The organism is Enterobacter sp. MGH 38, from assembly GCF_000492855.1.
GTDB classification, from domain to species: domain Bacteria; phylum Pseudomonadota; class Gammaproteobacteria; order Enterobacterales; family Enterobacteriaceae; genus Enterobacter; species Enterobacter hormaechei_C.
In genome coordinates, this window is record NZ_KI535608.1 from 941500 (window position 1) to 962327 (window position 20828).

23 protein-coding genes are annotated in these 20828 nt (G+C 53.0%); 12 read left to right on the forward strand and 11 right to left on the reverse strand.

The genetic code is table 11. The features are described 5' to 3' along the window. Window positions 1-48: 48 nt before the first annotated feature. The gene (nadE, locus tag L384_RS06895; protein WP_022650893.1) at window positions 49-876 is read right to left on the reverse strand and encodes an ammonia-dependent NAD(+) synthetase; all 828 of its coding nucleotides are present in this window, start codon (window positions 874-876) and stop codon (window positions 49-51) included. Between the two features lie 231 nt (window positions 877-1107). On the opposite strand from nadE, the gene osmE reads away from it, so the two are divergent. From osmE to chbG, 7 genes are all read left to right on the forward strand, one after another. Then, the gene (osmE, locus tag L384_RS06890) at window positions 1108-1452 is read left to right on the forward strand and encodes an osmotically-inducible lipoprotein OsmE (protein ID WP_003857836.1); all 345 of its coding nucleotides are present in this window, start codon (window positions 1108-1110) and stop codon (window positions 1450-1452) included. A gap of 281 nt (window positions 1453-1733) precedes the next feature. Beyond that, the gene (gene chbB / locus L384_RS06885; RefSeq protein WP_015570750.1) at window positions 1734-2051 is read left to right on the forward strand and encodes a PTS N,N'-diacetylchitobiose transporter subunit IIB; all 318 of its coding nucleotides are present in this window, start codon (window positions 1734-1736) and stop codon (window positions 2049-2051) included. A gap of 80 nt (window positions 2052-2131) precedes the next feature. Then, on the forward strand, window positions 2132-3490 hold the full coding sequence (chbC, locus tag L384_RS06880) for a PTS N,N'-diacetylchitobiose transporter subunit IIC (protein ID WP_023315923.1): 1359 nt from the start codon (window positions 2132-2134) through the stop codon (window positions 3488-3490). A 48-nt stretch (window positions 3491-3538) separates the two neighbouring features. Continuing rightward, window positions 3539-3886 (forward strand): PTS N,N'-diacetylchitobiose transporter subunit IIA, encoded by a 348-nt coding sequence (gene chbA, locus L384_RS06875; RefSeq protein ID WP_003857835.1) that lies wholly within the window; start codon window positions 3539-3541, stop codon window positions 3884-3886. Window positions 3887-3916: 30 nt separating this feature from the next. After that, window positions 3917-4735, forward strand: a complete 819-nt coding sequence (gene chbR, locus L384_RS06870; protein WP_017384663.1) for a transcriptional regulator ChbR — start codon at window positions 3917-3919, stop codon at window positions 4733-4735. Between the two features lie 109 nt (window positions 4736-4844). Next, on the forward strand, window positions 4845-6200 hold the full coding sequence (locus tag L384_RS06865; RefSeq protein ID WP_022650894.1) for a 6-phospho-beta-glucosidase: 1356 nt from the start codon (window positions 4845-4847) through the stop codon (window positions 6198-6200). A gap of 11 nt (window positions 6201-6211) precedes the next feature. Then, the gene (gene chbG, locus L384_RS06860; protein ID WP_023324492.1) at window positions 6212-6961 is read left to right on the forward strand and encodes a chitin disaccharide deacetylase; all 750 of its coding nucleotides are present in this window, start codon (window positions 6212-6214) and stop codon (window positions 6959-6961) included. Between the two features lie 109 nt (window positions 6962-7070). On the opposite strand, the gene katE is transcribed toward chbG, so the two are convergent. After that, window positions 7071-9320 carry a catalase HPII gene (gene katE, locus L384_RS06855; protein WP_023324493.1) on the reverse strand — a complete coding sequence of 750 codons (2250 nt, stop codon included), beginning with the start codon at window positions 9318-9320 and terminating at the stop codon, window positions 7071-7073. A gap of 188 nt (window positions 9321-9508) precedes the next feature. On the opposite strand from katE, the gene cedA reads away from it, so the two are divergent. Then, window positions 9509-9763, forward strand: coding sequence for a cell division activator CedA (gene cedA, locus L384_RS06850; RefSeq protein WP_071785203.1), 255 nt, complete (start codon window positions 9509-9511; stop codon window positions 9761-9763). 48 nt (window positions 9764-9811) lie between these two features. Here the strand turns inward: cedA and tcyP are convergent, their stop codons facing one another. From tcyP to hxpB, 4 genes are all read right to left on the reverse strand, one after another. Then, the gene (gene tcyP, locus L384_RS06845; RefSeq protein ID WP_023324494.1) at window positions 9812-11203 is read right to left on the reverse strand and encodes a cystine/sulfocysteine:cation symporter; all 1392 of its coding nucleotides are present in this window, start codon (window positions 11201-11203) and stop codon (window positions 9812-9814) included. A gap of 127 nt (window positions 11204-11330) precedes the next feature. Next, entirely contained in the window at window positions 11331-11921 is a 591-nt protein-coding gene (locus tag L384_RS06840) for a metal-dependent hydrolase (protein ID WP_015570742.1), read from the reverse strand. A 95-nt stretch (window positions 11922-12016) separates the two neighbouring features. Further along, on the reverse strand, window positions 12017-12778 hold the full coding sequence (kduD, locus tag L384_RS06835; RefSeq protein WP_003857827.1) for a 2-dehydro-3-deoxy-D-gluconate 5-dehydrogenase KduD: 762 nt from the start codon (window positions 12776-12778) through the stop codon (window positions 12017-12019). Between the two features lie 128 nt (window positions 12779-12906). Continuing rightward, window positions 12907-13578, reverse strand: a complete 672-nt coding sequence (gene hxpB / locus L384_RS06830) for a hexitol phosphatase HxpB (protein ID WP_003857825.1) — start codon at window positions 13576-13578, stop codon at window positions 12907-12909. Window positions 13579-13718: 140 nt separating this feature from the next. Between hxpB and L384_RS06825 the strand changes: the two genes are divergently transcribed. Next, window positions 13719-14255, forward strand: coding sequence for a YniB family protein (locus L384_RS06825; RefSeq protein ID WP_003857823.1), 537 nt, complete (start codon window positions 13719-13721; stop codon window positions 14253-14255). Between the two features lie 36 nt (window positions 14256-14291). On the opposite strand, the gene L384_RS06820 is transcribed toward L384_RS06825, so the two are convergent. From L384_RS06820 to pfkB, 3 genes are all read right to left on the reverse strand, one after another. Continuing rightward, window positions 14292-15152, reverse strand: coding sequence for a fructosamine kinase family protein (locus tag L384_RS06820; protein ID WP_023324495.1), 861 nt, complete (start codon window positions 15150-15152; stop codon window positions 14292-14294). Window positions 15153-15257: 105 nt separating this feature from the next. Continuing rightward, the gene (gene ghoS / locus L384_RS06815; protein WP_003857822.1) at window positions 15258-15548 is read right to left on the reverse strand and encodes a type V toxin-antitoxin system endoribonuclease antitoxin GhoS; all 291 of its coding nucleotides are present in this window, start codon (window positions 15546-15548) and stop codon (window positions 15258-15260) included. A 91-nt stretch (window positions 15549-15639) separates the two neighbouring features. Then, the gene (gene pfkB, locus L384_RS06810) at window positions 15640-16572 is read right to left on the reverse strand and encodes a 6-phosphofructokinase II (RefSeq protein WP_023324496.1); all 933 of its coding nucleotides are present in this window, start codon (window positions 16570-16572) and stop codon (window positions 15640-15642) included. Window positions 16573-16868: 296 nt separating this feature from the next. On the opposite strand from pfkB, the gene L384_RS06805 reads away from it, so the two are divergent. Beyond that, complete coding sequence (locus tag L384_RS06805; protein WP_026080717.1) at window positions 16869-17627, forward strand: DUF481 domain-containing protein; 759 nt, start codon at window positions 16869-16871, stop codon at window positions 17625-17627. Window positions 17628-17890: 263 nt separating this feature from the next. Next, window positions 17891-18124 carry a YdgH/BhsA/McbA family protein gene (locus tag L384_RS06800; RefSeq protein ID WP_023324497.1) on the forward strand — a complete coding sequence of 78 codons (234 nt, stop codon included), beginning with the start codon at window positions 17891-17893 and terminating at the stop codon, window positions 18122-18124. A gap of 150 nt (window positions 18125-18274) precedes the next feature. Here the strand turns inward: L384_RS06800 and yniD are convergent, their stop codons facing one another. Together yniD and yncL are read right to left on the reverse strand one after the other, a co-directional pair. After that, window positions 18275-18382 (reverse strand): small membrane protein YniD, encoded by a 108-nt coding sequence (gene yniD, locus L384_RS22485; RefSeq protein WP_023324498.1) that lies wholly within the window; start codon window positions 18380-18382, stop codon window positions 18275-18277. A 98-nt stretch (window positions 18383-18480) separates the two neighbouring features. Next, entirely contained in the window at window positions 18481-18573 is a 93-nt protein-coding gene (yncL, locus tag L384_RS22050) for a stress response membrane protein YncL (protein ID WP_071785204.1), read from the reverse strand. 324 nt (window positions 18574-18897) lie between these two features. Between yncL and thrS the strand changes: the two genes are divergently transcribed. Then, the gene (gene thrS / locus L384_RS06795; RefSeq protein WP_023324499.1) at window positions 18898-20826 is read left to right on the forward strand and encodes a threonine--tRNA ligase; all 1929 of its coding nucleotides are present in this window, start codon (window positions 18898-18900) and stop codon (window positions 20824-20826) included. Window positions 20827-20828 lie beyond the last annotated feature (2 nt).

Sequence of the window (20828 nt, forward strand, 5' to 3'; positions counted from 1 at the left end):
GGCGGTTACGCCTTACCCGGCCTGTAAAACTGAGTTACCGTTTTGCTTTTACTTTTTCCAGAAATCATCAAACACCGTAATCGGCGGACGGCGCTTGTGCTCGGTTTTCAGATACCAGCCTTCGATAATGTTAGCGGTACCTTCGTCGAGCGTTTTGCCTTCCAGATAATCATCTATGTTGTCATATGTGACGCCCAGCGCGGCTTCATCCGGCAGGGAAGGGCGATCGTCCTCCAGGTCCGCCGTTGGCGCCTTCTTATACAGGTGCTCCGGGCAGCCCAGCGCCGCCAGCAGTTGCTTGCCCTGACGCTTGTTCAGGCGGAAGAGGGGGTTGATATCCGTGCCGCCATCGCCGTATTTGGTGAAGAAGCCGGTGATGGCTTCCGCGGCGTGGTCGGTGCCGACGACAACCCCTTTGGTCATCCCTGCGATACTGTACTGCGCTTTCATGCGCTCACGGGCTTTCTCGTTGCCGCGAACAAAATCGCTCAGTTCAATACCGGCTTCACGCAAGGCCTGCTCGCTTGCCAGTACCGAACCTTTGATGTTTACGGTAAGAACACGGTCCGGCTGAATAAACGCGATCGCATCCTGACAGTCCTGCTCGTCAGCCTGCACGCCATACGGCAGACGTACGGCAATAAATTGCAGCGCGGTGTCACCGGTCTCGTCACGCAGCTCGGAGATGGCCATCTGGCTCAGCTTGCCGGCCAGAGTGGAATCCTGACCGCCGCTGATACCCAGCACCAGCGTCTTCAGGAAAGGGTGTGCAGACAGGTAAGCTTTCAAAAAATCAACGCTACGACGGATCTCTTCATTGGCATCAATCGCAGGTTTCGCGCCCAGCGCCTGAATAATTTCTTGTTGCAGAGCCATTACGCCCTCCCTATGCAGAACCAAACAGAAAGTGTGATCTGTTAAAACTAACCCTTTGTCGGGGAAACGACAAGGATCACAGTTTTGAGTGTACTGTTTTACAGCGATTTAGCAGCTTACCGTTGTTTTATTAGAATTTTCCGAAATTCGTCTGGCGTAACTCGCAAAGTTGAACAATAGTAATTTTTATCCCATGCTTAGTTAACACGCTGATAAACAAGAGGACGGAATATGAACAAGAACGTAGCAGGAATTTTAAGCGCAGCGGCGGTACTGACTATGCTGGCAGGGTGTACAGCTTACGATCGCACCAAAGATCAGTTCACACAGCCAGTGGTAAAAGACGTCAAAAAAGGCATGACGCGTTCCCAGGTTGCAGCCATTGCCGGTAAACCTTCTTCAGAAGTTACTATGATCCACGCGCGTGGTACCTGCCAGACCTATATTCTGGGTCAACGTGATGGTAAGGCAGAGACCTACTTTGTCGCCCTGGATGATACGGGTCACGTGATCAATTCTGGTTACCAGACCTGTGCCGAATACGACACCGACCCACAGGCACCTAAGGCACAGTAAGCCTGCTTGCCTGAGAGCGTTAACAAACCGGCCGGAAGGCCGGTTTTTTTATGCATACGTGAATCTTATTTCTTGGCGCGAATTATTTGCCTGAAATGTGAAGGTAGTCAACAAGCCAGGTCAATGAGAGACAATTTCAGTCTATCCAGAATTATCCCCTCCCTGTACCATTGCGTATACTCACTTCAACGATAAACAATGTTCAGCACACTGCCCGTCAGCCAGGATAGCGAGTCGAGTGATAGCGAGACGGCGGGTAGCCAAACAAGAGGGAAGTTATCATGGAAAAGAAACATATCTATCTGTTTTGCTCTGCGGGCATGTCCACTTCGCTGCTGGTTTCTAAAATGCGCGCGCAGGCCGAAAAATATGAAGTCCCTGTGGTGATTGAGGCGTTTCCGGAAACGCTGGCGGGCGAGAAGGGCCAGACAGCAGACGTTATTTTACTCGGGCCGCAAATCGCTTATATGCTGCCAGAAATTCAACGTCTGCTACCCAATAAGCCGGTCGAAGTGATCGATTCCGTTTTATACGGCAAGATTGATGGTTTAGGTGTATTAAAAGCTGCCGTTGCGGCGATTAAAAAAGCTGCTAATTAATTTTTTATTTTTCCCGTCAAAGAGTTATTTCACACACAATCTGCCGTAACGATCGTTGCGGCCTTTAAGGGTATTTTCCTATGAGTAAAGTCATCGCTTCACTTGAAAAGGTACTCCTTCCTTTTGCTGTTAAAATAGGAAAGCAGCCTCACGTTAATGCCATCAAGAACGGCTTTATTAAATTAATGCCGTTGACATTAGCCGGGGCAATGTTCGTTTTAATTAACAACGTTTTTCTGAGCTTTGGAGAAGGTTCCTTTTTTTATTCATTAGGAATTAGGTTAGATGCTTCAACTATTGACACCCTTAATAGTTTAAAAGCCATTGGCGGCAATGTATACAACGGTACGTTGGGTATTATGTCGCTAATGGCGCCTTTCTTTATTGGAATGGCGCTGGCGGAAGAGCGTAAAGTGGATCCGCTGGCGGCAGGCTTACTGTCCATTGCCGCGTTCATGACCGTCACACCGTACAGCGTGGGCGACGCTTATGCCGTTGGCGCCAACTGGCTGGGTGGGGCAAACATCATTTCCGGTATTATTATCGGGCTGGTGGTGGCCGAAATGTTCACCTTCATTATTCGCCGTAACTGGGTTATCCGCTTGCCGGATAGCGTTCCGGCCTCTGTTTCTCGTTCATTTTCCGCGTTGATTCCGGGCTTCATTATTCTCTCCATCATGGGGATTATTGCCTGGGCGCTCTCTCACTGGGGAACTAACTTCCACCAGATCATTATGGACTCTATCTCAACGCCGCTGGCGTCGATGGGTAGCGTGGTCGGTTGGGCGTATGTCATCTTTACCTCCCTGCTGTGGTTCTTCGGCGTGCATGGTTCACTGGCACTGGCGGCGCTGGACAGCGGTATTATGACCCCATGGGCACTGGAAAACGTCGCGCTTTACCAGCAGTACGGCTCCGTCGATGCGGCGCTGGCGGCCGGTAAAACCTTCCATGTGTGGGCGAAGCCGATGCTTGACTCCTATATCTTCCTGGGCGGTACCGGGGCGACGTTGGGTCTGATCATCGCGGTCTTTATTGTCTCTCGCCGCGCTGACCATCGTCAGGTTGCGAAGCTGGCCCTGCCGTCAGGCATCTTTCAGATTAACGAGCCGATCCTGTTTGGTCTGCCAATTATCATGAACCCGGTGATGTTCATTCCCTTCATCCTGGTTCAGCCGCTGCTGGCCGCGATTACGCTGACGGCGTACTACCTGGGCATTATCCCGCCGGTGACCAACATTGCGCCGTGGACGATGCCGGCTGGTCTGGGCGCGTTCTTCAACACCAATGGTAGCGTGGCCGCCTTCCTGCTGGCGATATTCAACCTCGGGATTGCAACCCTGCTCTACATGCCGTTCGTGGCGATTGCGAACAAGGCCGCAACGGTTATCGATGAAGAAGAGAGCGAAGAGGATATCGCCCTCGCACTGAAATTCTAAAATTGCACGGCGCGGGGCAACCCGCGCCAGCGGAAAGGAGCTTAAAAAATGTTAGATTTAGAGAGTATCGTTGCCGAAGAAACCGCAGAGAACGATCTGGAAGAGGTGGTGATGGGCCTCATCATCAACTCCGGGCAGGCACGCAGCCTGGCGTATGCGGCGCTTAAGCAGGCCAAGCAGGGCGACTTCGTTGCCGCGAAAACCATGATGGAGCAGTCCCGTACGGCGTTAAACGAAGCGCATCTGGTGCAGACGAAGCTTATCGAAAGCGACCAGGGCGAAGGGAAGATGAAAGTGAGTCTGGTGCTGGTACATGCGCAGGATCATCTGATGACCTCCATGCTGGCACGCGAGCTGGTAGCGGAGCTCATCGAGCTTCACGAGAAGATGCAATAAGTCAGGATGAAGTAACAGGAGGTCAGCACGATGGAAATCAAAACCGCACATGAGCAGCAGCTGTTTAATGGCAAGAATTTTCACGTGGTGATTTACAACAAAACGGAGAGCGCCAGCGGTCTGCACCAGCATGACTACTACGAGTTCACGATTGTTCTGACCGGCCGCTACTATCAGGAGATCAACGGTAAGCGCGTCCTGCTTGAGCGTGGCGATTTCGTCTTCCTGCCGATGGGATCTTATCACCAGAGCTTTTATGAGTTTGGTGCGACGCGCATTCTGAACGTAGGCGTGAGCAGGCGTTTCTTCGAGAAGCATTATCTGCCGCTGGTGCCGTTCTGCTTTGTGGCGTCACAGGTGTATCGCGTTAAAAATGAGTTTATGACCTGGATTGAAACGGTTATCGCCTCGCTGAATTTCCGCGACAATGAATTTGATGAATTTATTGAAACCGTGACGTTCTACGTCATGAATCGCCTCCGCCATCACCGTGAAGAACAGCAGGTGGTGGATGATATTCCTCAGTGGCTGCGTAGTACCGTGGAGCTGATGCACGACAAAGGACAGTTCAGCGATAACGCCCTGGAGAATATGGTGGCGCTGTCGGGTAAATCGCAGGAATATTTGACGCGCGCCACGCAGCGTTATTACCGTAAAACGCCTGTGCAAATTATTAATGAAATCCGCATTAACTTTGCCAAAAAACAGCTGGAAATTACTAATTACTCTGTCACCGATATCGCTTACGAATCGGGTTACAGCAGTCCCAGTCTGTTTATTAAAACCTTTAAAAAATTGACTTCATTCACACCGAACAGTTACCGCAAAAATTTAACGGTAATTAATTAACTTTCGGCGGTTTATCCGCCAGGAACAGTGACGTAATGGCTTGCCCAAATAGCGGGAAGAGCACGCTATACCTTGCAGGCGATTAACCTGATACGCTAAGGGAGATATTATGCAACAGAAATTAAAAGTCGTAACCATTGGTGGCGGCAGCAGCTATACTCCGGAATTACTTGAAGGTTTCCTGAAACGGTATCATGAATTACCGGTCAGCGAATTATGGCTGGTGGATGTTGAAGAAGGTCAGGAGAAGCTGAATATTATTTTTGAACTGTGCAAACGCATGGTTGAAAAAGCGGGCGTGCCCTTAACCGTGCATAAAACGCTGGATCGTCGCCTGGCACTGAAAGATGCTGACTTCGTGACCACGCAGCTGCGCGTCGGCCAGCTGAAGGCGCGTGAGCTGGACGAGCGCATTCCGCTGAGCCATGGTTATCTGGGCCAGGAAACCAACGGGGCAGGTGGCCTGTTTAAAGGCCTGCGTACTATTCCGGTCATTTTTGACATCATTAAAGACGTGGAGGAGATCTGCCCGAACGCCTGGGTGATCAACTTTACCAACCCGGCCGGGATGGTCACCGAGGCAGTCTATCGCCATACCGGTTTCAAACGCTTTATCGGCGTCTGCAATATTCCGATTGGCATGAAGATGTTCATCCGCGATGTACTGGAACTGACCGAGCACGATGATCTGTCCATTGACCTGTTCGGCCTGAATCACATGGTCTTTATCAAAGATGTGATTGTGAACGGGCAATCGCGCTTTGCGGAACTGCTCGACGGCGTCGCCTCTGGTCGCCTGACTGCGGCCTCGGTGAAAAACATCTTCGATCTGCCGTTCAGCGAAGGGCTGATCCGCTCCCTGAATCTGCTGCCGTGCTCGTATCTGCTTTACTACTTCAAGCAGAAAGAGATGCTGGCCATTGAAATGGGCGAATACTACAAAGGTGGCGCACGCGCTCAGGTTGTGCAGAAAGTAGAGAAGCAGCTGTTTGATTTGTATAAAGATCCGAACCTGAACGTCAAACCGAAAGAGCTGGAGCAGCGCGGCGGGGCATACTATTCGGATGCGGCGTGTGAAGTGATTAACGCCATTTACAATGACAAGCAGGCCGAGCACTATGTGAACGTTCCCCATCACGGGCACATCGACAATATCCCGGCAGACTGGGCCGTTGAGATGACCTGCATCCTTGGACGCGAGGGTGCAAAACCGCATCCCCGCATTACCCACTTCGACGATAAGGTGATGGGGCTGATTCACACCATCAAAGGCTTTGAAGTGGCGGCGAGCAATGCTGCCCTGAGCGGCGAACTGAATGACGTACTGCTGGCGCTGAATCTCAGCCCGCTGGTGCATTCTGACCGTGACGCTGAAAAACTCGCGAGTGAGATGATCCTGGCGCATGAAAAATGGCTGCCAAACTTTGCTGCAACGGTTGAGAAACTGAAACTCACACACCGTTAAGAGGAGGCGCGATGGAAAACCTGCTGATCGTCAATGCCGATGATTTTGGCCTGTCAAAAGGGCAGAACTACGGCATTATTGAAGCCTGTCGCCGGGGCGTCGTGACCTCTACAACAGCGCTCATCAACGGTGAGGCGGTGGAACATGCGGCGCAGTTAAGCCGTGAGCTGCCCGAGCTGGGCGTGGGCATGCACTTTGTGCTGACGCTTGGGTTGCCCCTTTCACCGATGCCGGGTCTGACGCGCGAGGGACAACTGGGGAAATGGATTTGGGAAATGGCGGAGCAGGACGCTCTGCCGCTCGATGAGATTGCCCGCGAGCTGGAGTGCCAGTTTAACCGCTTTGTGGATATGTTTGGCCGCGAACCTACCCATATTGACAGCCATCATCATGTGCATATGATCCCGGCGATTTTCCCGCTTGTGGCAGAGTTTGCGCAACGTAAAGGCGTGGCGATGCGCGTGGATCGTGAGGTGCGCGGGTTGCCGGACGTCGCGGTGACGTCAACGGAGGGGTTCAGCAGCGCATTTTATGGCGACGAGATCGACGAAGCGCTGTTCCTGAAGGTGCTGGATGACTCCGCCGCAAAAGGGGAGCGCTCGCTTGAGGTAATGGCGCACCCGGCGTTTGTCGATGAGATAGTACGTAAGAGCGCCTACTGCTGGCCGCGTCTGGCAGAACTGGATGTGCTGACATCGGCGTCGTTAAAGTATGCGATTGCCGAGCGTGGGTATCGTCTGGGGACGTTCAGGGATCTTTGAGGCAAAGCCCGGTGGCGAGGTAAAAGCAAAACGGTAACCTTTTGGTTACCGTTTTTATTGTTTTCTCCCTCTCCCAGGGGAGAGGGCCGGGGTGAGGGCTTCAGGTTTTTTACGCCGGTATCTGGTCAATCTTACTGCTGCGCGACCACACGCGGTGCGCGGCGAGCAGGTCAAACAACCGGGTCATAAACGCATCATCGACGTTATCACCTTCGACAATGCCTTCTTCCCCTTGATCCCGTACCTTCAGCAGAGTTTTAAACTTCCGCGCATCGCCTGCCAGAGCGATTGGCTTCAGGTGCTTATAGGCTTCCAGCAGATAATAGGCGGCATCACCGTTACCGAGCAGGCTCTCAACGTCGCCGCACGGCATAATCACCGCATCAACCGTCAGCGACGGTGCTCCGGCGAAGGTCGCGGCAATCGGCAGGACGGAGCCATCATCGGCCGTCACTTCACCCATGCGAGAGTAAAGCAGTTTGGCATGTACGCCCTGGGTTTTGAGCGCCCGCATGATCCCCAGTACGTCGCTGGCGCGCGGTTTATCGTTCAGCAGAATAGCCACTACGCGGCCTTTAATTGACCCGCCAGGTACCGCGTACAGGCTCAGGGACGGATCCTTCTTCAGCCCGTTCACGTCTTTTGGCGGTGCGGCATGGCATTGCTCATCGGTGAGCGTGATGCCGAGATTATTCGCCACGCCCTGAGCAAGCTGGATATCAATATGCGCCAGATGGTCGACCACGCGCTCGCGAATGTAGGTACGCACCACTTTGCTCAGCTCAAAGCTGAAACCGCCGATAATGTGCTGCTGTTCAATCGGGGTCTGGCTGTTCCAGAACAGGCGAGGCTGAGCGTAATATTCGCCGAATGACGGGCTGCGCTCGCGAATTTTTGTTCCATCCACGCGCTCCTGATACGACTCGAATCCGCCACGTTTTGGCCCCGGCGGGGTTTCACGCGGCCAGTTATCGTTAATGGAGTTTGGCTCGTAGTTCGCCGGGTTGGTATCGATATCCTGGCGATGCATCCCGTCACGCTGGAAGTTATGGTACGGGCAGGTCGGACGGTTGATAGGAATTTCGTGGAAGTTCGGTCCGCCGAGACGGCTGATCTGCGTATCGGTATAAGAGAACAGACGGCCCTGGAGCAGCGGATCGTTGGTGAAATCCAGCCCCGGCACAATATGGCCCGGGTGGAACGCAGCCTGCTCATTCTCCGCGAAGAAGTTATCCGGGTTGCGATTAAGCACCATTTTGCCCACCAGCTGAACCGGCACCAGCTCTTCGGGAATAAGCTTGGTCGGGTCGAGCAGGTCGAAGTCGAATTTGAACTCGTCCTCTTCCGGGATCAGCTGTAACCCCAGCTCGTATTCCGGGAAATCACCGGCTTCAATGGATTCCCACAGTTCGCGACGGTGGAAGTCCGGATCGCGCCCGGTCAGCTTCTGTGCTTCATCCCACACCAGGGACGCTTTCCCCGCGACCGGTTTCCAGTGGAAACGCACAAACGTCGCTTTACCTTCAGCGTTAATCAGACGGAAGGTATGAATACCAAAGCCTTCCATGGTGCGATAGCTGCGTGGGATCCCCCGGTCAGACATCGCCCACATCACGTTGTGAAGGGTTTCCGGTTGCAGGGAGACGTAGTCCCAGAAGGTGTCATGCGCACTTTGTCCCTGCGGTATCGCCCAGTGTGGCTCTGGTTTTACCGCATGGACAAAGTCAGGGAATTTATGCGCATCCTGAATGAAGAAAACCGGGGTGTTATTCCCGACGAGGTCGAAAATGCCCTCTTCGGTATAGAATTTGGTGGCGAAGCCGCGGATATCACGCACCGTGTCGGCCGAACCCGCGCCGCCCTGTACGGTAGAGAAGCGCACAAATACCGGTGTAATTTTGTTCGGATCGGAAAGGAAATCCGCCTTCGTGATCTCCTTCAGGCTCTTGTACGGCTGGAAATAGCCGTGCGCCGCAGAGCCGCGAGCGTGAACGATACGTTCAGGAATACGCTCATGGTCGAAATGGGTGATTTTTTCCCGCAGGATGAAATCTTCCAGCAGCGTCGGGCCGCGCGTTCCGGCGCGCAAGGAGTTCTGATCATCGGCGATGCGCACGCCCTGATTGGTGGTCAGCGCATAGCCTTCACCCCCTTTGCGGTGCGGGTCGAGAGATTTTAACTTTTCGTTGTCCGCATCGGGTGACTTCATGCTTCCCGGTGCAGTAGGTTGCTCGCCCGGCGCGGAGAGGCCCGGCGACGGTTTATGAGAGCCATCCGCAGGGGCGAGTGAGTCCATTCCCGGTTGAGATTCTTCGGTGCCATGAATAGGGGATTGATGGGGTTTATCATTGTTCGACATTGCACGATTCTCCTTTGTTCGTTCCTGAAAACCCTATTAAGGATAGAACAATGTGATGAATTAGCAGGCGAACTAAGCGTTTTCAGAGGAAGTGATTAGCGAAAGGAGCCATCTGCCACATGTCAGGCGCGACGGGTGGGGGGAGAATCGGCTATGATAGAAATTTCCTGCTTTAATAATTTGCATTAGTGAACCCGTCGCTTATGAAACCTCTTCGTCAACAAAACCGCCAGGTTATTAGCTATGTGCCCCGCGTTGAACCCGCGCCGCCTGACCATGCCCTGAAAGTGGATGGTTTTCGCGATGTCTGGATGTTACGGGGTAAATACGTTGCCTTCGTGCTGATTGGCGAGCACTTCCGTCGCTCCCCTGCGTTTACGGTGCCAGAATCGGCGCAGCGATGGGCTATGCAGACCCGCCAGGATGAAGAGGTTGAAGAATAACAGCCATAAAAAAACCGCCCTCAGGCGGTTTTTTTATTTCGGCCGTGATTAACGATGGGCCAGTTCCGCATCTTCTTCACTGTCGAGAATTGTTTTGTCGGTCTGCTTCAGCCACTGGCTGGTCAGGGTACCGGCGGTCATTGAGCCACTCACGTTCAGGGCGGTACGACCCATGTCGATCAGCGGTTCAACAGAGATCAGCAGGGCAACCAGCGTCACCGGCAGTCCAAGCGCAGGCAGAACGATCAGCGCAGCGAAGGTCGCGCCGCCGCCCACGCCCGCAACACCGGCGGAGCTAATGGTCACGATACCGACCAGCGTCGCAATCCAGACCGGATCCAGCGGATTAATCCCCACTGTTGGGGCAACCATTACGGCCAGCATCGCCGGGTAGAGACCCGCACAGCCGTTCTGCCCGATGGTGGCGCCAAAGGAGGCCGAGAAGCTGGCGATAGACTCCGGTACGCCCAGACGACGGGTCTGTGCTTCGACGTTCAGCGGGATAGATGCCGCGCTGGAACGGCTGGTAAAAGCGAAGGTCAGCACCGGCCAGACTTTACGGAAGTATTTCAGCGGGCCAACGCCGTTCACCGCCAGCAGAATGCCGTGCACAACAAACATGATGCCCAGACCGAGGTACGAGGCAATCACAAAGCTGCCAAGCTTAATGATGTCTTGCAGGTTAGAACCTGCAACGACTTTGGTCATCAGCGCCAGGACACCGTACGGCGTCAGCTGCATGACCAGACGCACCAGCTTCATCACCCAGCTTTGCAGGGTATCGATGGCCGTCAGAACGCGCTCGCCTTTCGGCGCATCGTCCTTCAGCAGCTTCAGCGCAGCCACGCCCAGGAATGCCGCGAAGATCACCACGCTGATAATGGAGGTTGGGCTTGCGCCGGTCAGGTCAGCAAACGGGTTCTTCGGAATGAAGGAGAGCACCATCTGCGGAACGGTCAGATCGGCCACTTTACCCACGTAGTTGGTCTCAATCGCCGTCAGACGCGCGGTTTCAGCGCTACCCTGCACCAGACCTTCAGCAGTCAGGCCAAACAGATTGGTTACCAGCACACCCACCAGCGCTGCAATCAGCGTGGTGAAGAGCAGGGTACCAATGGTCAGGAAGCTGATTTTACCCAGTTGAGAGGCATTGTGCAGGCGGGCTACGGCGCTCAGAATAGAGGCGAATACCAGCGGCATAACGATCATTTGCAGCAGCTGTACATAGCCGTTACCGACAATGTTGAACCACTGAATGGAGTCTTTCAGTACCGGGCTGTCGGAGCCGTAAATAGCGTGTAAGGCCAGGCCAAACACCACGCCCATGACCAGACCGACCAGTACCTTTTTCGCCAGGCTCCACTGTTTGTGGCGAGCCTGGGCGAGAAGCAATAGCAATACGACGAACACAACAATGTTCGCGATGAGTGGAAAATTCATCCCCGTTCTCCTGATTTATTATACGGTCGGTTTTTACCGAACCTGTTGGCGCAAGGTTATCAGAAGTGTGATGTCACGCTTATATCCATATGGAATGGTTTATGACAAAAGTGATTATATTGTCGGTTTAATGTTCAATCTGGTGATTAATAAAACGATTGAACTGAAATTGCAGCGAGTTGATCATCTGCGATGACCAGCGCACTGCACCATTTTCGGGCAATGTCTGCGGCATCCAGACGGCATACGCAAACAGCGCCATGCACAGAACGCGCTCCAGCTGGTTGCCTTTTTGCGGCACGAGGATTGGCAGGCGGAAACGCCAGCGGCAGGGCCAGAGCAGCGGTACGCCCGCTGGCGTCAGCATATCGGCGAGGATATGGCTTAAGTAGCCAAGCACCATGCCCTGAATGGCATCCGCCGGGACGATCCAGCTCTCCGGAACCTTTAAATAGAAGAGTGTAAGCAGGCCAAATACGGCCAGCAGGCTGTGGGTAAACCCGCGATGACCAAAGGCTCTGGCGATGGGCTTTGAAATCCACTTTAGCCGCTGGCCAAGGAATGACTTTGGATGATCTATGTCCGGCAGCAGGCAGGTAAGTACGGCGGAAGGGACAATATGCCACCAGTCCCCCTGTGCCAGCACAGGGGTCAGTTCAGCGTTTTTGGCAAACACTGCACAGGCAAGTGAAAAAAGCAGGTGGCCTTCCGCCGTCATGATAAAACCCGGTAAACTGTCGATTCATACAGTATAGGGTTTTTATACAGTGTGTGAAAGAGGTGACGGTGTAACTCTTTGTCACAAACGCGCGGTTAGCGCGCCAGCCAGCCACCGTCTACGGCGAGAGTATGACCGTTAACGTAATCAGATGCTCTTGAAGCCAGAAACACCACCGGACCCTGTAAATCCTCCGGGAGACCCCAGCGGCCCGCCGGAATCCGGTCGAGGATCGCCTGGCTGCGCTGCTCATCATCGCGAAGCTGCCTGGTGTTATTGGTCGCCATATAACCTGGCGCGATAGCGTTCACGTTAATACCTAGCGGCGCCCATTCGTTCGCCAGCAGGCGGGTGAGGCCCAGCACGCCGCTTTTGGACGCCGTATAGGAGGGCACCCGGATGCCGCCCTGGAAGGAGAGCATGGAAGCAATGTTAATGATCTTGCCGCCCTGACCCTGCGCGATAAACTGTTTCGCCACTGCCTGAGAGAGGAAAAAGACTGATTTCAGATTGAGATCGATGACCTCGTCCCAGTCCTTCTCACTAAATTCCAGCGCATCGGCACGGCGGATGGTGCCGGCATTGTTAACCAGAATATCGATGCGGCCCATCTCAGCGACTGCGGTATCCACCACGCTCTGAATACTCTCCTGCTTGCCAAGATCGGCGCGAATCGCGATAAAGCGTCGTCCCAGCGCCGTAACGCGCGCTGCCGTTTCGTCAGGAACCTTGCGGTTAACCCCCACGATATCGCATCCTGCTTCGGCGAGGGCAATGGCCATGCCTTGCCCCAGACCGGTATCGCACCCGGTCACCATCGCCACTTTTCCTGCCAGAGTAAAAGCATCCAGTATCATACGCGCCTCAGAAGTCAGGTTATTGTCATTCTGCACGTAAGAATAGGAGTCTGGAATGAGAAAAGCAAATAAAGTAAAACGTTGTTTTGATTTTGCGGGGCAGGCAGCCGAAGCTGCCTGAAAGAGCGTTACTCCCCACGCAGATGGCGGGCAGTCAATTCTTCAAGAGACGTCAGCCTGACATCCGCCAGGGCAAAACGGGGATCGTGTCGGCCTTCTTCAGCCGGCACAACGATGGAGCGCATACGTGCGGCTTTGGACGCCACCATGCCGTTAACCGAATCTTCCAGCGCCACACAGGTAAGCGGATCCAGCCCCAGTTTCGCGGCGCAGTCCATATACACCTGCGGATGTGGCTTGCTGTACGGAAGCTTTTCGGCCGAGGCCAGCGCGTCGAAGCTGTCGCGCAGCCCGAACATCGTCAGCACTTTTTCCAGCATATGCAGCGGTGAGGCGGAGGCCAGTCCCACTTTCAGCCCTTGCGCCTTGCACAGGGCGATAGCGTCGCGTACGCCCGGTAACAGAGGCTTATACTCTTCTACGAGGGAGATGGCGCGGTTGATAATGCGCGCCGTAACTTCGTCGCGATCCGGGCCAACCCATGGCTGGTGGGCATACCAAAGGTCAACCACCATATCGATGCGCAGCCCCAGGGTATCGGGAAGCTCGTTACGACGACTGATATCGACGCCGAGGCTGGCCATCACGTCCAGTTCAGCCCGATCCCACAGGGGTTCGGAATCAATCAGCAATCCATCCATGTCAAAAATAGCGGCAAGTATCTGGCGCGGTGTCGACATTACAACATCTCCTTATCTTGGGGTAAGACGAACGGTGCTAAGCACAAGCAATTTAGCATATTGCATGCAAAGAGCGGGCGAAATTGACCGACAGCAGGTAGACTTAGGCACAAATAACGCGTCTTTATGAAGAGGAACTAATGACGTATCAACAAGCTGGACGCATCGCGGTCTTAAAACGTGTTGCTGGTTGGGTTATTTTTATTCCCGCCCTGATTTCAACGCTGATCTCCGTACTCAAATTTATGTACGATCACAGCGAAAAACAGCCGGGCATCAATGCCGTTATGCTTGATTTTGCCCACGTCATGATTGAGATGATGCGGTTTAACACTCCGTTCCTGAACGTCTTCTGGTTCAACTCCCCCACGCCGGATTTTCACCACCAGCTGAATGTCGGTTTCTGGATAATCTATGCGTTGATATTTATCGCGATGGCGTTGCAGGCCTCCGGCGCGCGCATGAGTCGCCAGACCCGCTTTTTACGCGAAGGGGTGGAAGATCAGCTGATACTTGAGAAGGCGAAAGGCCCTGACGGGATGAGCCGCGAGCAGATCGAATCGCGCATTGTCGTTCCGCGTCATACCATTTTTGTGCAGTTTTTCCCGCTCTACATCCTGCCGGTCATCATCATTGTGGCCGGGTATTTCTTCTTTACGCTGCTTGGCTTCCTGTAAATCCTAAGGGAAGGGGCGTGATGCTGCCCCTTCCCGCTATGCCGCCAGAATACGGTCCAGCGCCCGCTGGGCATTTACCAGATGACTCCCGCCAAACAAAATAGCCCGGTTTAGCAAGGTGTACAGCTGATAAACCGGCTGACGATCAAGGAAACCCGCAGGTAACGGCGAGACAGACTGATAGCCATCATAAATTTGCGGCGGCTGTTCAGGGTGCAACGGCAGCATCGCGAGGTCACACTCTCTGTCGCCCCAGTAGCAGGCCGGGTCATATATATAGGGACCATCAGGCCCAAGCGCGCAGTTGTTTGACCATAAATCACCGTGCAGAAGGGAAGCCTGAGGCTGATGCGAAGCCAGACGCTGCTGAATATGTTCAACAATCGCGTCGATGTTGCCGAACGCTAATCCCTTTTCAGCGGCCAGCTCCAGCTGCCAGCCGATGCGCTGTTCGGCGAAAAAAGTCGACCAGCGGCGCTGCCATGCGTTTGGCTGTGGGGTGGTGGAGAGGTCGTTATCGAAATCGAGCCCAAACTGAGGTTGATCGCTCCACTGGTGCAAACGGGCGATCTGTTGCCCGAGAATAAAGGCGTTATGCGCATCCAGAGGACGCGCGGGAAGATAGTTCATCACCAGAAAGCTATAGTCACGATCGCTGCCGACGGCTAAAACCTGCGGAACGGTGACTGTTTTACTGCGCGATAACAGCTCAAGCTGATCGGCTTCGGCAGTAAAAATGGGGAGCAATTCGCGCTCATCACATTTAACGAAAAGATCGCGCTCGGCGTAACGTAAATGCCATGCGGCATGGATCTCTCCGCCTGGCAGTTCGTTACGCAGTTCAATTTCACCTTCACCCAGCTGCTCACTTAAAAGATGACTGATAGCCTGCCACATGATGTCTCTCCCATGTTGTCTGCCAGATCATAAAGTTAGCGCAAAACGGCTATAAAAAAACAGGAACTAACGCACAACTGAGCGGTTTAATTTTATACAGGGCACTTATTGTTCTTTTTTATGCCAGTTTTCCCAGCTATCCACATCAATTTCCGTGGCTTTGTCAGTCACGCTTTCCACCAGGCTACTGGCCAGCGCCTTCACCTCTTCCTGACTCAGCGGGCTTATCAGGCCAAATGCCAGTGAGCCGAGATCGTGAATATTGCCCTCATCGTCCGTCAGCGTGAGCAGAAAATTGGCGCGCGTGAACGCGTTGTTGAGTTCATTCAGTTCGGTCAGCGACGCCTCATGAATATTCACGGTTACGACGTAGCGGGTGATATCACCACTGCTCATAATTCACCTCGTTGTTATCCTGAAAGTTTTCTTAGCATAGTCGATAAGCCCTGTTTAGCGACTTCCCCCTCCATGGGAAGGGGAAGCAGGTTCAGCTTCTCTCGAGGTAATCGACAATTTTCTGGGTATCCGCAAGCGAACACAGACGCGTTCCCTGATTGATGGTGGCTGCACTCCCTGCCGCGACGCCATAGCGTGCCATCTCCAGAAGCGAAGCGCCCTGCGCCAGCTTCAGCACCATCGCGCCAACCATACTGTCACCGGCACCCACGGTGCTCTGGCTTTTCATCGGCGGTGGCACAACCTGCACAAAGCCCGTCTTATCGACGGCCAGCGCCCCCTGAGGACCGAGAGAAACAACAACGCGATGTGCTTTGCCCGTACGTACCAGCTCTTCTGCGGCAGTACGAACGTCATCAGGCTGGCTGAGTTCTCGATTAACCAGGGCACTGAGCTCTTTCTGGTTAGGTTTAACGAGTTCAAGTTGTCCGGGTTCTAACGCCGCCTTCAGGGCTTCGCCCGAGCTATCGACAATGCAGCGGATGCCGCGCTGGAGCGCCGCCTGAACCAGCGCCGTCAGTTTCTCTGTTTTGACGCCCGGCGGCAGGCTACCGCTGATCACCAGTAATGAGCCGCTTTCAATGGTCAGCACTTTCTCTTCCAGTTGACGAAACTCATCATCGGTCAATTTCGCCCCCGGCATCACAAAGCGATATTGCTCGCCGCTGGATTCAACATGGACATGCAGGTTCTGCCGGGTCCAGTCTTTAGCGTCGACGGTGTCTACGGCCACCTGTTCATCTGCCAGCAACGCCACCAGATGTTCTCCCGTGGCGCCGCCAGCGGGGAAGATGGCGGTGGCTTTTCCGCCGAGATGGGTAATAGCGCGCGCCACGTTGATGCCGCCGCCGCCCGGCTCAAACACCGGCGCGCTACAGCGCAGCTTACCTTCCGGGTAGATTTGCGGCGTCATGGTCGCGGAGTCGAGGGAAGGGGAGAGTGTCAGCGTATAAATCGAAGCCATCATGACCTCCTTTTATCATGGGTTCTTTTAAGCCTGGCACCGTTTGGCAGGAAGGCAACGTAAATAACAGTATGATTTTAAATATGAATGCTGACAAATAAGCTGCGCCGGGCATATAAAATAAAACGCGTTTTGGGATCGTTCTTATTCAAAAAATGAAAGAAGAAAATATTGCTATGTTATTTGCGGCTTTTTATAATTTGTTACCTTTCTATGGTCGCCTTGTCATTGATCCGCAAGAAAGTTTCCGAGACCGTGACGGTCTCTTTTTATGTTGTACGGACTCCTTAAATAAAATGAAGCTTTTGAAGACAGTACCCGCAGCACTGATGCTGGCGGGTGGCGTATTTGCGTCACTGAATGCAACCGCCGATGATACCGTTTTTACTGTCATGGACGATCCCTCCACTGCCAAAAAACCCTTTGAAGGTAACGTGAATGCCGGGTATCTGGCGCAATCCGGTAATACGAAAAGCTCCTCCCTGACCGCAGACAGCACCCTGACCTGGTACGGCAACACCACGGCCTGGTCGCTGTGGGGAAATGCCAGCAACACCTCTGCTAACGATCAACGCTCATCGGAGAAATACGCGGTAGGCGGACGTAGCCGATACAACATGACCGATTATGACTACCTGTTCGGGCAGGCGAGTTGGCTGACTGACCGCTACAACGGCTATCGCCAGCGTGATGTCGTAACTGCGGGTTATGGTCGTCAGTTCCTCAATGGGCCGGTGCACAGCCTGCGTTTTGAATTCGGTCCGGGTGTCCGTTACGACGAGTACACCAACGGCGAAGATGAAACCCAGCCGCTGGGTTATGCATCGGGCACCTACGCATGGCAGATGACGGATAACGCAAAATTCACCCAGGGTGTGTCGGTGTTTGGCGCTGAAGATACAACGCTGAACTCTGAAAGTGCGTTGAACGTGGCCATCAACGAACACTTTGGACTCAAGGTGGCGTACAACGTAACCTGGAACTCATCCCCACCTGATTCTGCGCCGGAACATACCGATCGCCGAACCACGATTTCTTTAGGTTATAAAATGTAATTTCGTCGGGCCGGGACTCTTCTCGGCCCGTTTTTTATTTTCTGAAACTGTGCTTATTTATATTAAACGGCGTTTTAAAATAATGTGTCTGGTTTCATCTTCATAATTTCTCCATAATTAGCTGGCCAGAGCTTATTCAGTTTATTTGACACGAATTGATAAATAATTTGACTAGGCAAAAATGTGATCCAGATCTACACTTACGGCACAGGCGAAAAACTCGCCTCAGGCCTATCGCATTAAATAAGTATGAGAATAAAATTATGAAAAAAATCAAAACCGCTACAGCAGCGATGGTGCTTTCCGCACTTTCATTTGGCGTATTTGCTGCTGATAATATGACGCAACCTGCCAGTGACGTTAACAACCCAATCGGGATCGCTAAAGCCTCTGATGTAGAAGCGGGCTCCAACATTGCCCCCGGCTCTCAGTCTACCGGCCAGTCAATGAATGACGCATTTGATGTACACAAGCTGGTGGCGGGTGAGTGGTCCTGATATTTCAACTGCCGCCTGTGACGCAATATATACGCTGTTACAGCCTGTCGAAAACCGGATTATGACGTACCGGTTTTTGTACCCTAAATTATCGTAAAGATAGTTAAAATTTATTCAGTAAATTAACGCCACGTTTTCGCAGACAAAATATTAGCCCCAGATCATTGCGGCCCAGCGCAGCAGCAACATCGCGCCGCAAATAGCAATTAACACCACGACCATTTTCCAGTGCTTCACGGCAAATTTTTTTGTTGGCATAACCTAATCCTTGTCAGTTGATACCCTTAGTCTACCAAAGTCTGCGCCAGAAAGCGCTCAACAAGGGAGAACAGGTTATGCCGGAACACCGGTTCGGCTTAAAACCAATGGAATCTGTCAGCCAGAATCAATACCAGGCCAGCAGCGGAAAGTAGATTTAATATCACAACGGTTCTACTCGATACGTTCATGTGATACCCCTTCGATGTTTAAGGACCAGATCAAGAATAGCTCAGCACTTACGGATTGCGAGCACCCGTCAACAAAAGTTCATTAATGCAGACAACAGGATGTGCGGTTCAAAACGGTCGCAGGAAGGTGCATTCGCCCTGTCAATAGTGTTACCATTACGTCGCCTGTCGTAAACCCGCATTATTCTGAAATCGGCCGGTGAATGATGACGAACCAATTTGACGATTGTTGGTCAGATGGTTTCGTAATCTACTGTTTAATCACGATTATTTTCTTTGTATATGCTCTTATGTGTGGGGCATCACTGCAAATAAGGATATAAAATGCCTGTAATTACTCTTCCTGATGGCAGCCAACGCCATTTCGACCACGCTGTTAGCCCAATGGATGTTGCCCTGGTTATCGGTCCTGGACTTGCAAAAGCAACCATTGCAGGCCGCGTAAACGGCGAGCTGGTAGACGCGTCCGATCTGATTGAAAGCGATGCAACGCTTGCGATCATCACCGCGAAAGACGAAGAAGGTCTGGAGATCATTCGTCACTCCTGCGCGCACCTGTTAGGCCATGCTATCAAGCAGCTGTGGCCAAACACCAAAATGGCGATCGGCCCGGTTATCGACAACGGTTTCTACTACGACGTTGACCTTGACCACACCCTGACCCAGGAAGATATCGACGCGCTCGAAAAACGTATGCACGAGCTCGCCGAAACTAACTATGACGTCATTAAGAAGAAAGTCAGCTGGCACGAAGCGCGTGAAACCTTCGTGAAGCGCGGCGAGAGCTACAAAGTCTCGATTCTTGATGAAAACATCGCTCATGATGACAAGCCAGGCTTGTACCATCACCAGGAATACGTCGACATGTGCCGTGGTCCGCACGTGCCGAATATGCGCTTCTGTCATCACTTCAAACTGATGAAAATCGCAGGCGCTTACTGGCGTGGCGATAGCAACAACAAGATGTTGCAGCGTATCTATGGTACCGCGTGGGCCGATAAGAAAGCCCTGAACGCATACCTGCAACGCCTGGAAGAGGCGGCTAAGCGTGACCACCGTAAAATCGGTAAGCAGCTTGACCTGTATCATATGCAGGAAGAAGCGCCGGGGATGGTGTTCTGGCATAACGACGGCTGGACTATCTTCCGTGAACTGGAAACGTTCGTGCGCTCCAAGCTGAAAGAGTACCAGTATCAGGAAGTGAAGGGCCCGTTCATGATGGACCGTGTGCTGTGGGAAAAAACCGGCCACTGGGACAACTACAAAGATGCGATGTTCACCACTTCGTCTGAGAACCGTGAATACTGCATCAAGCCAATGAACTGCCCGGGCCACGTTCAGATCTTCAACCAGGGTCTGAAATCCTACCGCGATCTGCCGCTGCGTATGGCGGAGTTCGGTAGCTGCCACCGTAACGAGCCATCAGGTGCGCTGCACGGTCTGATGCGTGTTCGTGGCTTTACTCAGGATGATGCGCATATCTTCTGTACTGAAGATCAGGTCCGTGAAGAAGTTAACGCCTGTATTCGTATGGTCTACGATATGTACAGCACCTTTGGCTTCGAGAAGATCGTGGTCAAACTCTCAACGCGTCCGGAAAAACGTATCGGCAGCGATGAGACATGGGATCGCGCAGAGGCGGATCTCGCCGTAGCGCTGGAAGAGAACGGTATTCCGTTCGAATACCAGCTGGGCGAGGGCGCATTCTACGGTCCGAAAATTGAATTTACCCTGTATGACTGCCTCGATCGCGCATGGCAGTGCGGAACGGTACAGCTGGACTTCTCCCTGCCGCAGCGTTTAAGCGCCTCTTATGTTGGCGAAGACAACGAGCGTCAGGTGCCGGTTATGATTCACCGTGCGATTCTCGGTTCACTGGAGCGCTTCATCGGCATCCTGACCGAAGAGTTCGCAGGCTTCTTCCCAACCTGGCTTGCGCCAGTGCAGGTCGTGGTGATGAACATTACCGATTCTCAGGCGGATTACGTTAAAGAATTGACGCAGAAACTACAAAATGCGGGCATTCGCGTAAAAGCAGACTTGAGAAATGAGAAGATTGGCTTTAAAATCCGCGAGCACACTTTACGTCGTGTCCCGTATATGTTGGTCTGTGGTGATAAAGAGGTGGAAGCAGGCAAAGTTGCCGTTCGCACCCGCCGTGGTAAAGACCTGGGGAGCCTGGACGTAAGTGAAGTGATTGAGAAGCTGCAACAAGAGATTCGCAGCCGCAGTCTTCAACAACTGGAGGAATAAGG

Excerpts from the sequence above, each read along its gene's own strand:
- ghoS (WP_003857822.1), bottom strand. The coding sequence starts at position 15,548 with ATGAGCAGTGGTGATATCACCCGCTACGTCGTAACCGTGAATATTCAT.
- yniD (WP_023324498.1), bottom strand. The coding sequence starts at position 18,382 with ATGCCAACAAAAAAATTTGCCGTGAAGCACTGGAAAATGGTCGTGGTG.
- L384_RS06825 (WP_003857823.1), top strand. The coding sequence starts at position 13,719 with ATGACGTATCAACAAGCTGGACGCATCGCGGTCTTAAAACGTGTTGCT.
- tcyP (WP_023324494.1), bottom strand. The coding sequence starts at position 11,203 with ATGAATTTTCCACTCATCGCGAACATTGTTGTGTTCGTCGTATTGCTA.
- hxpB (WP_003857825.1), bottom strand. The coding sequence starts at position 13,578 with ATGTCGACACCGCGCCAGATACTTGCCGCTATTTTTGACATGGATGGA.
- L384_RS06805 (WP_026080717.1), top strand. The coding sequence starts at position 16,869 with ATGAAGCTTTTGAAGACAGTACCCGCAGCACTGATGCTGGCGGGTGGC.
- yncL (WP_071785204.1), bottom strand. The coding sequence starts at position 18,573 with ATGAACGTATCGAGTAGAACCGTTGTGATATTAAATCTACTTTCCGCT.
- chbG (WP_023324492.1), top strand. The coding sequence starts at position 6,212 with ATGGAAAACCTGCTGATCGTCAATGCCGATGATTTTGGCCTGTCAAAA.
- L384_RS06865 (WP_022650894.1), top strand. The coding sequence starts at position 4,845 with ATGCAACAGAAATTAAAAGTCGTAACCATTGGTGGCGGCAGCAGCTAT.
- katE (WP_023324493.1), bottom strand. The coding sequence starts at position 9,320 with ATGTCGAACAATGATAAACCCCATCAATCCCCTATTCATGGCACCGAA.
- kduD (WP_003857827.1), bottom strand. The coding sequence starts at position 12,778 with ATGATACTGGATGCTTTTACTCTGGCAGGAAAAGTGGCGATGGTGACC.
- chbR (WP_017384663.1), top strand. The coding sequence starts at position 3,917 with ATGGAAATCAAAACCGCACATGAGCAGCAGCTGTTTAATGGCAAGAAT.
- L384_RS06820 (WP_023324495.1), bottom strand. The coding sequence starts at position 15,152 with ATGTGGCAGGCTATCAGTCATCTTTTAAGTGAGCAGCTGGGTGAAGGT.
- thrS (WP_023324499.1), top strand. The coding sequence starts at position 18,898 with ATGCCTGTAATTACTCTTCCTGATGGCAGCCAACGCCATTTCGACCAC.
- pfkB (WP_023324496.1), bottom strand. The coding sequence starts at position 16,572 with ATGGCTTCGATTTATACGCTGACACTCTCCCCTTCCCTCGACTCCGCG.
- L384_RS06800 (WP_023324497.1), top strand. The coding sequence starts at position 17,891 with ATGAAAAAAATCAAAACCGCTACAGCAGCGATGGTGCTTTCCGCACTT.
- nadE (WP_022650893.1), bottom strand. The coding sequence starts at position 876 with ATGGCTCTGCAACAAGAAATTATTCAGGCGCTGGGCGCGAAACCTGCG.
- osmE (WP_003857836.1), top strand. The coding sequence starts at position 1,108 with ATGAACAAGAACGTAGCAGGAATTTTAAGCGCAGCGGCGGTACTGACT.
- L384_RS06840 (WP_015570742.1), bottom strand. The coding sequence starts at position 11,921 with ATGACGGCGGAAGGCCACCTGCTTTTTTCACTTGCCTGTGCAGTGTTT.
- chbC (WP_023315923.1), top strand. The coding sequence starts at position 2,132 with ATGAGTAAAGTCATCGCTTCACTTGAAAAGGTACTCCTTCCTTTTGCT.
- chbA (WP_003857835.1), top strand. The coding sequence starts at position 3,539 with ATGTTAGATTTAGAGAGTATCGTTGCCGAAGAAACCGCAGAGAACGAT.
- chbB (WP_015570750.1), top strand. The coding sequence starts at position 1,734 with ATGGAAAAGAAACATATCTATCTGTTTTGCTCTGCGGGCATGTCCACT.